The sequence below is a fragment of the Rhizobium brockwellii genome, from assembly GCF_000769405.2.
In the GTDB taxonomy this organism is placed as follows: domain Bacteria; phylum Pseudomonadota; class Alphaproteobacteria; order Rhizobiales; family Rhizobiaceae; genus Rhizobium; species Rhizobium brockwellii.
Genome location: NZ_CP053439.1, coordinates 3,151,470 through 3,164,194, shown reverse-complemented (window position 1 = coordinate 3,164,194; position 12,725 = coordinate 3,151,470). Strand labels below are relative to the sequence as shown.

General features: G+C 61.4%; 11 protein-coding genes. 8 read left to right on the top strand and 3 right to left on the bottom strand.

Going from position 1 to position 12,725, the window contains the following annotated elements:
- Window positions 1-27 precede the first annotated feature (27 nt).
- A complete protein-coding gene (locus tag RLCC275e_RS15815) occupies window positions 28-252 on the bottom strand; it encodes a CopG family ribbon-helix-helix protein (protein ID WP_245485040.1) in 225 nt (74 codons plus the stop codon).
- A gap of 105 nt (window positions 253-357) precedes the next feature.
- On the bottom strand, window positions 358-1,368 hold the full coding sequence (locus RLCC275e_RS15810) for an extensin-like domain-containing protein (protein ID WP_050516797.1): 1,011 nt from the start codon (window positions 1,366-1,368) through the stop codon (window positions 358-360).
- Window positions 1,369-1,577: 209 nt separating this feature from the next.
- Between RLCC275e_RS15810 and RLCC275e_RS15805 the strand changes: the two genes are divergently transcribed.
- From RLCC275e_RS15805 to queF, 6 genes are all read left to right on the top strand, one after another.
- Complete coding sequence (locus RLCC275e_RS15805; protein WP_033180149.1) at window positions 1,578-3,827, top strand: TonB-dependent hemoglobin/transferrin/lactoferrin family receptor; 2,250 nt, start codon at window positions 1,578-1,580, stop codon at window positions 3,825-3,827.
- Window positions 3,828-4,091: 264 nt separating this feature from the next.
- On the top strand, window positions 4,092-6,281 hold the full coding sequence (locus tag RLCC275e_RS15800; protein ID WP_130707834.1) for an anthranilate synthase: 2,190 nt from the start codon (window positions 4,092-4,094) through the stop codon (window positions 6,279-6,281).
- Window positions 6,282-6,401: 120 nt separating this feature from the next.
- Window positions 6,402-6,641, top strand: a complete 240-nt coding sequence (locus RLCC275e_RS15795) for a hypothetical protein (RefSeq protein ID WP_003561395.1) — start codon at window positions 6,402-6,404, stop codon at window positions 6,639-6,641.
- Window positions 6,642-6,656: 15 nt separating this feature from the next.
- Window positions 6,657-7,328: a DUF2161 domain-containing phosphodiesterase gene (locus RLCC275e_RS15790; protein ID WP_033180150.1), complete on the top strand. Its 672-nt coding sequence runs from the start codon at window positions 6,657-6,659 to the stop codon at window positions 7,326-7,328.
- A gap of 154 nt (window positions 7,329-7,482) precedes the next feature.
- The gene (gene emfA / locus RLCC275e_RS15785) at window positions 7,483-8,397 is read left to right on the top strand and encodes a CDF family cation efflux transporter EmfA (protein ID WP_033180151.1); all 915 of its coding nucleotides are present in this window, start codon (window positions 7,483-7,485) and stop codon (window positions 8,395-8,397) included.
- Complete coding sequence (gene queF / locus RLCC275e_RS15780; RefSeq protein ID WP_003561392.1) at window positions 8,397-8,861, top strand: preQ(1) synthase; 465 nt, start codon at window positions 8,397-8,399, stop codon at window positions 8,859-8,861. Before emfA ends, queF begins: the two co-directional genes overlap by 1 nt.
- A 105-nt stretch (window positions 8,862-8,966) precedes the next feature.
- On the opposite strand, the gene RLCC275e_RS15775 is transcribed toward queF, so the two are convergent.
- Window positions 8,967-9,755, bottom strand: coding sequence for a DUF2076 domain-containing protein (locus tag RLCC275e_RS15775; protein WP_033180152.1), 789 nt, complete (start codon window positions 9,753-9,755; stop codon window positions 8,967-8,969).
- A gap of 329 nt (window positions 9,756-10,084) precedes the next feature.
- On the opposite strand from RLCC275e_RS15775, the gene RLCC275e_RS15770 reads away from it, so the two are divergent.
- Both RLCC275e_RS15770 and RLCC275e_RS15765 read left to right on the top strand, forming a co-directional pair.
- Complete coding sequence (locus RLCC275e_RS15770) at window positions 10,085-10,669, top strand: ATP-dependent Clp protease proteolytic subunit (RefSeq protein WP_003561390.1); 585 nt, start codon at window positions 10,085-10,087, stop codon at window positions 10,667-10,669.
- A gap of 432 nt (window positions 10,670-11,101) precedes the next feature.
- Window positions 11,102-12,331, top strand: coding sequence for a benzoate/H(+) symporter BenE family transporter (locus RLCC275e_RS15765; RefSeq protein WP_033180153.1), 1,230 nt, complete (start codon window positions 11,102-11,104; stop codon window positions 12,329-12,331).
- Window positions 12,332-12,725 lie beyond the last annotated feature (394 nt).

The window sequence follows — 12,725 nt, the reverse complement described above, 5'->3', positions numbered from 1 at the left end:
TCTTGCTTGCACGATCGGCGCGCAGGGTCATTTTTCAGAGGGGATTTCTGTATATTTGAACAGCACGGCGGCCACGTCTTCATCGGAGGCGCAGTCGCTCCGTTCGGCTTCGCGAATAGCAGCCTCAATCTCGGAAAGCTGCCGTTCTTCCCGCTCGATGAATTCTCCGATCGCCACCACTGCGATATCTGCCGGCGAAAGCTTTCGCTTTTCGGCCAGGCTATTCAGACGGGAAACCGTGGAATCCTTCATCTGGAAGCTCAATACGGTCATGAGATAGGCTCCGTCGGTTCTTCATGTCGAAGTTTAGTGACTGGACAGTCTGATTCAAGCGGGAATTGCAAATCCTTGAAATGATTAGTGACAATACCGATAACCGCCCTTCCTCTCGATGACGTCGAGATGGAAATGGGTTTCGTGGGCGGCGTCGCTTTCGGGGTCGAGGACGGTGGTGAAGTAGAGGCAGCCGGCGGCGCTGACGGTACGCTGGAAGGCGCCGGTGAGGGTCGAATCCTCGCGGCGGGAGCGGACGGCGACATCCTCACCCTTTTCGAAATGAAAGCTGGCAATATCGATGGCGTTGCCGCGGGCATGCTCGGAGATCTTGCCGGTTCCGGCGCCGTTGCGCAGGCGGCACATATAGGACGTTGCCTGGTTGACGGTGGTGATGCGGCCCTGCTCCGGCAGGGCGGCGGAAGCCGCCGGGATGACGCTGTCCTTCATCCAGCGGGCAAGGGCGAGTGCCGCCGGGCAGCGGATCGTCGCCTCCGGCTTCAGTTTGATGCCGGGCAGGGCTTCGGAGACGATGATCGGCTTGTCGATGCCGCAGCCGTTACCGTCGTCGATGCGCGGCGTGTCCTTGAAGACGACGCCCAGGGATTGAAGGGCGGCCGTGCATTCGGCATGCTCGGCATCGCTTTCGGGTTTGATCGTCAGGTTTTGCTCTTCAAGTGTCTGCTCGCCGGGTGGCTTAGCTTCTTCCGGCGGCTGCGAGCTTTCGGGGCTGCCCGGCGGCCGTGGCGGACCTTGCATCGGCTCTGCCGGCCCGGGCTTTGACGGTGCGGCCTGCGGTGCTGGCGGCTGGCTCGATGCCGGTTCCTCCGGACCCTTCACATCGGGTTTCGGCTGCGGGGCCGGGACCTCTTCAGGCGCGGGCGGTTCCGGCTTTTCCGAGGAAGGGGAGGTGGGGCTGGTCGCCTGGCCGGCATCTGGCCGAGGTTCGGGCAGCGGGCCTTGCGGGGGCAGGCGGGCGCCGGCAAGAAAGGCGGTAGCGGCGAAAAGAATCGCCAATGTCGAAAGTTTTCTCAACGCGTCCGATTCCTCGTATCCGTGGCCAAAGACAACGCATGAGGGCGGTTTTCGTTGCAATTGTGCAACGTCGTTGAAGATCGCTAAAACTTGACAGGTAAATTCAACATAAAACGATGACTTATGTTGACAATACTTCTCATGTTTTTTATGCGGCGAAAAGAAGGCGAAGTTCTTCTTCGTCTTCATCCGCAAAAGCCTAGCCAGCCCCTCGAGCGTTCGACGCGCCACGACCAGCCAGCCCGGTAATCATCATTAGAGGGTAGGTTATGATCGTCCGGCATTGGCGCTCGGTTCTATTGGTCTGCACGGCAGCCACAGTTATTCTTCCTGTTTCGCAGTCTTTCGCGCAAAGCGCTCCGGCCACCACGCCGCAAGCCACCGCAGAGGATAGCACTGTCCTGCAGAAAATCGTCGTCAAGGGCAAGCGCGTGGCGCCGGGCAGCGTCGCCGACACGCCGCTGGCCACCGAGATCACTGCCAAGCAGCTCGAAGAAAAGCAGGTGACCAATTTTGACGATATCGGCCGCAGCGTCGATGCAGGCGTGAATTATTCGCGTGGTGACGCAGGCTTCAACCTGCGCGGCCTTTCGGGCGCTCGCATCCTGACCACCGTCGACGGCATTCCAATTCCCTATATTTCGAACAGCTCGCGCCAGGGCGCTTTCGCCCTCAGCAATGCCAATGGCGGTGGCGATACGTTCGATTTCGATTCGCTGTCGTCGCTCGATATCGTGCGCGGCGCGGATTCGAGCAAGGGTGGTTCCGGCATGCTCGGCGGCGCCATCGTTCTCAATACGCTGGAGCCGGAGGATCTCATTCCTGAAGGCCGCGACTGGGGTGCGATCGTCAAGTCGACCTACGACAGCGAAGACCGCAGCATTTCCGGCTCAGCCGCTGCCGCCAAGAAGATCGGCGGTACGTCGATCCTGTTCCAGGGTGGCTATCGGAAGGGGCACGAACGAGACAACATGGGCGACAATAACAGCTATGGTCGTTTCCGCACCGAGGCGGATCCGGCTGATTTCGATCAGCATAATCTGCTCTTCAAGCTGCGTCAGGAGCTGGAGGGTGGCCACCGCATCGGTCTGACTGCTGAGCGTTTCCGTCGTGACCTGCAGACTGATCTGCGTGAACAGCAAGGTACCGGACGCACTTATATGATCGACAATTACGACGGTCGCGAACTGCGTGATCGTGATCGTGTCTCGCTCGATTATGATTATGAAGCGCAGTCTTCCGATGCGTTCTTCAGCAGTGCGCGCGCCACGCTCTATTGGCAGGACTTGAAGAAGGAATCCGGCAGTAAGGGGCGTACCGCGGCGAATGTGGCCTATGGCCGTAACAACGAGATTGAAAACGAAACCTGGGGCTTCAGCGGCACTGCGACGAAGGATTTCGAATATTCCGGTCTCAGCCACTCCGTTCGTGTTGGCCTCGACGTCGGCGTTTCCAGCTGGAGCCAGTATAGCTGGGCCCTTTGCCCCACACCGACGACCTGCCCGTCGCTGAACAATCAGGCGGAAGTGCCCAATGTCGACAGCCAGAATCTTGGGCTTGTTGTCGAAGACAAGATCGAAATCGGCAATACCGGCTTCGCGCTGACACCCGGCTTTCGCTTTGACTGGTTCAACTACAATCCCTCGACCGGCGGGAGTTTCGCAAGCAATACCGGGCTTACCCGTTTCGGGGATCTGAACGACCGAACGGAAGTCGGCCTGTCACCGAAGATTCTTGCGACATACGAGTTGACGCCCGAAGTGCAGCTCTACATGCAGCTGGCAGTCGGCTTCCGCGCACCCACTGTGGACGAACTCTACAGCCGCTTCTACAACCCTACGGGCCGCTACGCTCAGCTCGGCAATCCCGATCTGGAGCCTGAAATCGGCCGCGGCGTCGAAATCGGCGCTAATTTTGACACGGGCGATTTTACCGGTCGGGTTGCGGCCTTCCACACCCGCTACCAGAATTTTATCGAGACGGTGACGAGCGTCGACGCGACCGGCTTTACGGAATTTAACTACACGAACGTGTCTGCGGCCACGATCTCGGGTATTGAAGCCAGCGCCGCCAAGACATTCAACAACGGTATAAATCTGCATGCGTCACTTGCCTATGCCTATGGCAGGAACGAGGATACCGCCCAGCGCCTGCGATCGGTGGCACCGTTCAAGGCGATCGTCGGCGGCGGCTGGAGCAACGAGACTTTCGGCTTCGATCTTTCTTCGACGCTTTCGGCGGGCATGCTTACCGATCATCTCAATACGCCCGTCACCAACACCACCGACACGACCTTCGATGCGCCCGGCTACGCGATCGTCGACCTGACCGGCTGGTGGACGCCGGACCAGGTGCCGGGCCTGCGCGTGCAGGCAGGTGTCTATAACATCTTCGACCAGGAATATTTCAACGCGCTCGCCGTGCGCGATGTTAACCTGATCTCGACGGCGTCGCAGCCGCGCGATTGGTATTCCGAGCCCGGCCGCACCTTCAAGATCTCGCTGACCAAGACTTTCTGATCGCGATCACGCCTTCATGGCTGAGGGAGGGGCGGCTTTCGGGCCGCCCTTTTCATTCCGCATTCGCCTCTTGCGCAATTGCTGATCTCAGGCTAACAATTTTTCATGATCAAGTCCTTGAACATTGCTGTTTGGTGGTGGGTTCGCTAAGGCGGCCTCGACCAATCGTGTCCAAAGACGACGAGTGAGCCGCCCGAAACTTCGAGGCGGCTTTTTTTGTTTTATGGCCGCCTGTCGTCCGGGCCCCGATAACGGAGTGGAACAATGGTAACGATCCTGCGGGATGATGGTGCGGAAATCTACGAGACCAAGGGCGGCATTACGGTCACGCGGCAGCGGCGGGCGATCCCCTACGGCGATGCGGTCTCTTCCTATGTCGACAAGCTCGACGAGCGCCGCGGCGCGGTGTTTTCGTCGAACTACGAATATCCGGGCCGCTATACGCGCTGGGATACCGCCGTCGTCGATCCGCCGCTCGGAATCTCTTCCTTCGGGCGCGACGTCTGGATCGAGGCCTATAATGAACGCGGCGAGGTGATCCTCGGCTTCGTGATCGAGCGGCTGAAGACCGTGTCCGACATCGTGCTCGGCGCTTCCTCGGCCCGCCGCCTCGACCTCACCGTCAAGACGCCGGACCGGGTGTTCACCGAGGAAGAACGCTCGAAGATGCCGACGGTCTTCACCGTGCTGCGCGCCGTCACCGACCTGTTTTATTCGCAGGCGGATGCAAGCCTCGGGTTCTACGGCGCCTTCGGATACGACATCGCCTTCCAGTTCGACGCGATTAATCTGAAGCTGACGCGGCCCTCCGATCAGCGTGACATGGTGCTCTACCTGCCGGACGAGATCCTCGTCGTCGACAACTATTCCGCCAAGGCCTGGGTCGACCGTTACGACTTCGAAAAAGGCGGCGTGTCGACCGAGAGCAAGGCCCAGGATATCGCCGCGGAGCCCTTCAAACACACGGATGCCATTCCGCCGAAGAGCGATCACCGACCGGGCGAATATGCCGAGCTCGTCACCAAGGCGAAGGAAAGTTTCCGCAAGGGCGACCTTTTCGAAGTCGTGCCCGGGCAGAAATTCATGGAGCGCTGCGACAGCAAGCCGTCCGACATTTCAAAGCGGCTGAAGGCGATCAATCCGTCACCCTATTCCTTCTTCATCAATCTCGGCCATCAGGAATATCTGGTCGGCGCCTCGCCCGAAATGTTCGTGCGCGTTTCCGGCCGTCGCATCGAGACCTGCCCGATTTCGGGCACGATCAAGCGCGGCGACGACCCGATCGCCGACAGCGAGCAGATCCTGAAGCTGCTGAATTCCAAGAAGGACGAGTCCGAGCTCACCATGTGCTCGGATGTCGACCGCAACGACAAAAGCCGTGTCTGCGAGCCGGGTTCGGTCAAGGTGATCGGCCGCCGGCAGATCGAGATGTATTCGCGCCTCATCCACACGGTCGACCATATCGAAGGGCGGCTGCGCGACGACATGGACGCCTTCGACGGTTTCCTCAGCCACGCCTGGGCCGTCACCGTCACCGGCGCCCCGAAGCTCTGGGCGATGCGCTTCATCGAGAGCCATGAAAAGAGCCCACGCGCCTGGTATGGTGGGGCGATCGGCATGGTCGGCTTCAATGGCGATATGAACACCGGCCTGACGCTGCGCACCGTGCGCATCAAGGATGGTATCGCCGAGGTGCGCGCCGGTGCGACGCTGCTCAACGATTCCATTCCTGACGAAGAAGAAGCCGAAACAGAACTGAAGGCCTCTGCCATGCTTTCCGCCATCCGAGACGCCAAGACGGGTAATTCCGGCAGGGTTCAGCGCGACGTCGCAGGCGTCGGCAAGGGCGTCAGCATCCTGCTCGTCGATCACGAGGACAGCTTCGTCCACACGCTCGCCAATTATTTCCGCCAGACGGGGGCGACGGTTTCGACCGTGCGCACGCCGGTGCCGGAGGAAATCTTCGACAGGCTGAACCCGGACCTCGTTGTGCTGTCGCCGGGACCCGGAACGCCCAAGGATTTCGATTGCAAGGCGACGATCAAGAAGGCGCGGGCGCGCAACCTGCCGATCTTCGGCGTCTGCCTCGGCCTGCAGGCGCTCGCCGAAGCCTATGGCGGGGAGTTGCGTCATCTGGCGGTGCCGATGCACGGCAAGCCCTCGCGCATCCGCGTGCTGGAGCCCGGCATCGTCTTCTCCGGCCTTGCCAAGGAGGTGACGGTCGGCCGCTACCACTCGATCTTCGCCGATCCTTCGACGCTGCCGCGCGAGTTCATCATCACGGCGGAAAGCGACGACGGCACGATCATGGGCATCGAACACGCGAAGGAACCGATCGCCGCGGTGCAGTTCCATCCGGAATCCATCATGACGCTCGGTGGCGATGCCGGGATGCGGATGATCGAAAATGTCGTGGCGCATCTGGCGCGCAAGGTGAAGACGAAGGCTGCCTGAGCGCAATTTAGCCTGGCCCTTCCTGCTGTTGGAAGGGCCAGTCATCAGGTCGTTGGGCCGCGGCTTGACTTCTTCCGGCAAATCAGAACATTTCAGGAACGATCAATCGGGATATTCGACGTGGCCAATGCTGAAAAGTTCATCGTTCTTCCGTATCGCAAGAACCGCGGCAATCTCGTGCCCGGCGAAATGCGCCAGGCATCGAACTCCGTCAGCGCGGAAAAGATCGCTTCGGCGATGGCTGAGCGTTTCGTCGGCGTAGCGGCCTATGCCGTGATCGTCGACGAGGAAACCGGCGACATGTCGTCGCCGCGATTGCTTGCACGATATGGCGAGATTGCCGATCTCAACGCTGCCTGAGACGCCGTTTTCAATATGGAGACATCGCTCTACCTGCCGGTCAAAGCTTTCCTGGAGGCGGCCGGTTATGTCGTGAAGGGTGAGGTCGGCGGGTGCGATCTCGTAGGCCTCAGCGATGCTGATCCGCCGGTCGTGGTGGTCTGCGAACTCAAGCTCTCCTTCAACCTCGAACTGCTTCTCCAGGCGGTCGACCGCGCGGCGATGAGCGATGAGGTCTGGATCGCGGCCCGCGTCTCCGCCAAGGGTCGGGGGCGGGAAACCGACAACCGCTATCGCGATCTCTGCCGCAGGCTCGGCATCGGCATGCTCGGCGTCTCCGATGCCGGCGAGGTCAGCATCATCGTCAGTTCCGTCTCACCGATGCCGCGCACCAATCCCAAGCGGCGGACGCGCCTCGTCAAGGAGCATCAGCGCCGCCGTGGCGATCCCGCCATCGGCGGCAGCACGCGGGCGCCGATCATGACCGCCTATCGCCAGCAGGTGCTGCTCTGCGCCGCCGCAATCGAGCGGGGGGTCGAGCGGCCGCGGGATATGAAGGTTCAGGTCCCCAATGCCGGCCGAATCCTGCTCGACAACGTCTACGGATGGTTCGAACGGAGGGAGAAGGGCGTCTACGCCCTGACGCCTGCAGGGCAGGCCGCGCTCTTGCGCTGGCCGCAGACTATTCTCTCCGAGCCTGCTCCTTGAGCCATGCGGAAGGGGAACTTTATTGCCCTTTGACAAATCCGCCGTCTTCCCCCATATCACCCTGAACTGAACCGCCTGCGCGACATTCGCGTGGGCGGTTTTGCGTTTCAACGGCTTGAATTCTGCAATTCATTCGCAACCGCAGGGGGACGATATGAGTGATAACGGCGATCTTACGGTTCGGAAGCTGGCGATGTGGGGCATCCCGCTGTCGCTCGGAGTCATGGGACTGAAGATGGTGGCCTGGTGGGTCACCGGATCGGTGGCGCTGCTGTCGGACGGGCTCGAATCATCGGTCAATGTCGTTGCCGCCTTCATCGCCTTCTTCGTCATTCGCTATGCGCAGAAGCCGGCCGATCACGACCATCCCTTCGGCCATCATAAGGCGGAATATCTGTCTGCGGTCACCGAGGGCGTGCTGATCGTCGTCGCTGCCCTACTGATCGTCAACGAGGCGGTTGGTTATCTGGCCGAGCCGCGCATGCTGGATGCACCCGTGCTCGGCCTTGCGATCAACTTCGCGGCCGGTGTCATCAATGCGGTCTGGGCGCGGTTGCTGATCCGGACTGGACGCAGACATCGCTCGGCAGCGCTGACGGCGGATGGCCAACATATCATGTCCGACGTCGTGACCTCCGTCGGTGTGCTCGTCGGCCTGCTGCTGGCGCTGGCAACGGGTTATGCGATCTTCGACCCAGTGCTTGCCATTCTGGTTGCTGTCAACATCCTCTATCAGGGCTGGAGGGTGATCTCGCAATCGATCGGCGGGCTGATGGACCAGGCGGTCGAGCCGCAGGAGGAGGAGGCGATCAAGCAGGCGATCGCTACCCACGCCGAAGGCTCAATCGGCGTGCACGATCTGAAAACGCGCCGCGCTGGTAAAGTCACCTTCATCGATTTTCACATGGTGGTGCCCGGCGGGATGTCGGTGCGGCAGGCGCATGATATATGCGACCGCCTTGAGGATGCCGTCAGGGCGGTGCACGAGGGCGCCACCATCGCAATTCATGTGGAGCCGGAGGGCGAAAAGGCTCACGGCATCCGCGTCAAAGTCGTCAAGGAGGCATGATGCCGAATACAGATGTTTCCAGCCTGTCGATGCTGGGCCAGCAAACCGAAACCGCGCAATCGCCTGAGGAGGCGGTGCTTGAAAAAGTGCCGTCCAACCATGCGGGCATCGACTATGTCGTGCGCTTCACTGCGCCGGAATTCACCTCGCTCTGCCCGATGACCGGGCAGCCGGATTTTGCCCATATCGTCATCGATTACATTCCGGGCGAATGGCTGGTGGAATCGAAGTCGCTAAAGCTCTTCCTGCATTCCTTCCGCAATCACGGCGCTTTCCACGAGGATTGCTCGGTCTACATCGCCAAGCGCATCGTCGAACTGCTCGATCCCCGGTGGCTCAGGATCGGTGCCTACTGGTATCCGCGCGGCGGCATTCCGATTGACGTCTTCTGGCAGACGGGCAAGCCGCCGGAAGGCGTGTGGCTGCCGGAACAGGGCGTTGCCACCTATCGCGGCCGTGGGTGAGCCGCGGTCGAGCGCAGCCCGAGCAATCGATCCAGTGAATCGATTGCAGCGGCGAAGGGCCGGGCAACGGCGCGGCAATCGCTGCCCGTCTCCGGCCGCTAGATCTCACACATCCGTGACGTCGTCACCGGACGAGTCGTCGGAATCATCGTTGCTGTCGTCGTAATCAGCCTGCTGGATATTGTCGTTGTCCTTGTCGTCTGACGCGGTATCAGCGGCCTGGCGGGTGTCGTCATTGCCGTAATAATTGTTGATGACGGTTTCTTCGGTCGGCGCGCTGGCATTGCCGAAGGGATTGGTGCCGAAGGGCGAGCCCCAGCCGAGCGAGGACATGTGGTTGCCGAAGATGCCGCTCAGCGAGTTGGCAAGCAGCATGCCGCCGGCGACACCCGCCGCCGTGCCGAGCGCGCCATGCAGGAAGCTGCCGCCGGCAGACGGCGCAGCGGCCTGCTGGGTCCAGGGGCCGGTCGGCTGTTGCGGCGGCTGGCGGACATCGCGGTCGTAGCCGCGGGAATCGTCATAGCCGCGGGACTGCTGGCCCCAGGGACCGGGATTGGAAGGGCCAGGATTGGAGGGGACAGGCGCCGGTTGCTGCGTCTGGGTGTTGCCGAAGATCGAGCTCAGAAAGCCGCCGCCCTGCTCGGCCTGGCGGTGTTCGCTCTCGCCGGCTTCCAGCTGGCGGACACGCTCTTCGAGTTCCTTGATGTGGTTGGCGGCCGCCTCCAGCCCCTTTTCCTGAACGATGACGGCCTGGGCCAGATAGTAGGTGGCGGAGGGCTGTTCGCGCGTCGCCTGGTCGATCAGGGCCTCGGCGTCGCGGTCGCGCGGTGTGGCCGCGGCGGTGCGTACGCGGTCGAAGAGGGCGGTCAGCAACTGGCGTTCTTCGGGTGACATTGTCCTGCCTCCTAATGATCTAGGGCGCCGCGCGTCCGACAGGACGCGCTAAGGACGCTCTATCAATTTAAAACTGCGCATCACCCCGACAATCGCTTCCGATTGTCGGGGTGATGCGCTGGCGGCGTTTGCCGCGTGAGGGCTGAGGTAGGAACCGATTTAGGCTTTTCAAAGCCTTTCGTCGTTACAATTCAGTAAGGCTTGCAGAACGGCGCGCGGCTTCTTAAGGATATCTCCATCGCTTCGGTGCCTTGTGTTTTTCCCGCATTGTTTTAGGCATTGAGTCGCACTATGTGCGAGGAACCCGAATTCATCTCCAAGAGGTTCGAATGAACGACGAAGACCAGGACGACAAGACGAAGGAACTGCCGCTCGGTAAGGAAACGGAGGCGAATCTTTTCAAGTCGCGTTCGATCTTCATCTACGGACCGATCAATCAGGAATTGGCGCAGAAAGTCTGCTCGCAACTTGTGGCGCTTGCCGCGGCCAGCGACGAGGACATCCGCATCTATGTCAATTCGCCCGGCGGCCACGTCGAATCCGGCGATTCCATTCATGACATGATCAAGTTCATCAAGCCGAAGGTCTGGATGATCGGCACCGGTTGGGTCGCCTCTGCCGGCGCACTGATCTATGTCGCCACTCCGAAGGAGCGGCGCCTGTGCCTGCCGAACACGCGCTTCCTGCTGCATCAGCCCTCCGGCGGCACGCGCGGCATGGCATCCGACATCGAAATCCAGGCGCGCGAGATCATCAAGATGAACGAGCGCCTGAACAGGATCATGGCAGCGGCCACCGGCCAGCCGCTCGACAAGATCGACAAGGATACGGATCGCGACTACTGGCTTTCGGCCGAAGAGGCGAAGGAGTATGGCCTCGTTTCACGGATCGTGACGTCGCAGGCCGATATCTAAGTTTTCTCAGCCAAGCTGCCAAGAACCCGCCCTTGCCTGCCGATCGCAGGTGAGGGCGTTCTGTTTTCGGCCAGAGCCTTTCCTGGTCAAATTGCAGCATTCTGTTGGCTCAAACGGAGTCGGATGGTCGACCGGCCGGCGCGCGTCGTAGCCCATTTCTACGGCCAAGCCGGCCGGTCGAGCAGGCGGCCCGTTTCAGCCAACCCGAAGGGCCGGGCATCTTTCCGCCAGGATCAAAGGCGATCGGCTCGGACGTACCTTGGGGTATGCCCGTCGCCAATCGCCTCTGCCCTGACGAAACCCTGCTCCGGCAGAATGCTGCAATCTGACCAGGAAAGGCTCTAGTGCTTGAACGGAGATGATCTCCTGGCGGCAAGGTCTGAACGGAAAGCACCGAATCCGGACTTGCGCCTGCGGCAACCATCATGCTCCATGCGCCATTCGCGCAGCTCGAGTCCCGCCATGCTCAAAGATTTTTCCGTCCAAGCTCTGTTCATGGGGCTGCTGACCGCCTTCGTCGGCTCCGCCAGTTCCTTCGCCGTCGTGCTGCACGGGCTTGAGGCGGTCGGCGCGACGGATGCTCAGGCGGCATCCGGGCTGATGGCATTGTCGATTTCCATGGGCGTCTGCGCGATCGTGCTGAGTGCCGTGACCCGATTGCCGATCAGCATCGCCTGGTCGACACCGGGTGCCGCACTGCTGGCAAGCACCGGGGCGATCGATGGCGGCTTCAATGCGGCGGTCGGGGCCTTCCTGGTCTGCGCTGCGCTGATCATCGTTGCGGGACTGTTCAAGCCGCTCGGCCGGGCGGTTGCCGCGATTCCTGCGCCGCTTGCCAATGCGATGCTTTCCGGTGTGCTGATCGGTCTCTGCTTCGCGCCGGTGAAAGCGATCGGCTTCAATCCGCTGTTCGGTCTGCCGATCGTCGTTGCCTGGATCGTCGTCGGCGCCTTCAAGCGGCTTTGGGCGGTGCCGGCAGCACTCGCGGCCTTCGTGCTGGTGCTCGCCTTCGGCGTCGATATCCCAGACGGTGCGCTCGGCTCGCTGGAACAATCACTGGTGCCGACGGTGGAGATCGTCCGGCCGGTGTTCAATCTTGCCGGCCTCATCTCGATTGCGCTGCCGCTCTTCATCGTGACCATGGCCTCGCAGAACATTCCGGGTATCGCGGTGCTGAAGGTCAACCACTACGATCCGAAGCCCGGCCCGCTCTTTGCCGTCACCGGCTTCTTTTCGCTGCTGTCGGCGCCGTTCGGTGGCCACGCGGTCAATCTGGCGGCCATCACCGCGGCGATGTGCGCCGGACAGGACGCCCACACCGATCCGAAGCGGCGCTATTGGGCGTCACTGATCGCCGGCGTCGGTTATATCATTCTCGGGCTGCTCGCAGGCGCGGTGACGGCCTTCGTCGCACTCGCGCCTTCGATCCTGATCGAGGCGGTAGCGGGGCTGGCGCTGATTGGAGCCTTCTCTTCCTCGGCGATGTCGGCCTTCCAGGCGCCGGACTCGCGCGAGGCGGCGGCAATCACCTTCCTCGTCACCGCCTCCGGCGTTTCCTTCGGCGGCATTTCCGGCGCCTTCTGGGGCCTGATCGCGGGTGGGCTGATGCTGGCGCTGTCGCGGCTGGTGAAGATTTGGAAAGACCGAGCTCAGTCGGAGTAACGGAAGGTCGTTCTGCTCTTCAAATGCCGGATCCTGGCGCTTTCAAGCAGCTCCGCCGGCAGTAGCTGCGCCGTTGGTCGAATGTTGGCGGCGGCCAAAAGCCGGACAAGGACTTGCCAGCTTTACCGTCCGAGGCTATAAGCGCGGTCATGAAGACCACTGGCGCCAGAATTTCTGACACGATTGCACGCGGCCGCATCGCCCTGCGTGACAATACGCGCGCCCTGACCTCGCTTCTTCTCCTCGGCCTTACGCGCGGTTGCCGGGTCCTTTGAGGAGCGCCCGGCGGCCGTAAGCCCGCCCGGCCATCGCTCCTCGCGACTCACTTTCAAAATTGACCTAACGACCGACAAGGTCCGCATTTGTTTATCGCCAAGCCCGACGTGATCGGCTA

Excerpts from the sequence above, each read along its gene's own strand:
- RLCC275e_RS15815 (WP_245485040.1), bottom strand. The coding sequence starts at position 252 with ATGAAGGATTCCACGGTTTCCCGTCTGAATAGCCTGGCCGAAAAGCGA.
- RLCC275e_RS15805 (WP_033180149.1), top strand. The coding sequence starts at position 1,578 with ATGATCGTCCGGCATTGGCGCTCGGTTCTATTGGTCTGCACGGCAGCC.
- RLCC275e_RS15800 (WP_130707834.1), top strand. The coding sequence starts at position 4,092 with ATGGTAACGATCCTGCGGGATGATGGTGCGGAAATCTACGAGACCAAG.
- RLCC275e_RS15790 (WP_033180150.1), top strand. The coding sequence starts at position 6,657 with ATGGAGACATCGCTCTACCTGCCGGTCAAAGCTTTCCTGGAGGCGGCC.
- emfA (WP_033180151.1), top strand. The coding sequence starts at position 7,483 with ATGAGTGATAACGGCGATCTTACGGTTCGGAAGCTGGCGATGTGGGGC.
- queF (WP_003561392.1), top strand. The coding sequence starts at position 8,397 with ATGCCGAATACAGATGTTTCCAGCCTGTCGATGCTGGGCCAGCAAACC.
- RLCC275e_RS15775 (WP_033180152.1), bottom strand. The coding sequence starts at position 9,755 with ATGTCACCCGAAGAACGCCAGTTGCTGACCGCCCTCTTCGACCGCGTA.
- RLCC275e_RS15770 (WP_003561390.1), top strand. The coding sequence starts at position 10,085 with ATGAACGACGAAGACCAGGACGACAAGACGAAGGAACTGCCGCTCGGT.
- RLCC275e_RS15765 (WP_033180153.1), top strand. The coding sequence starts at position 11,102 with ATGCGCCATTCGCGCAGCTCGAGTCCCGCCATGCTCAAAGATTTTTCC.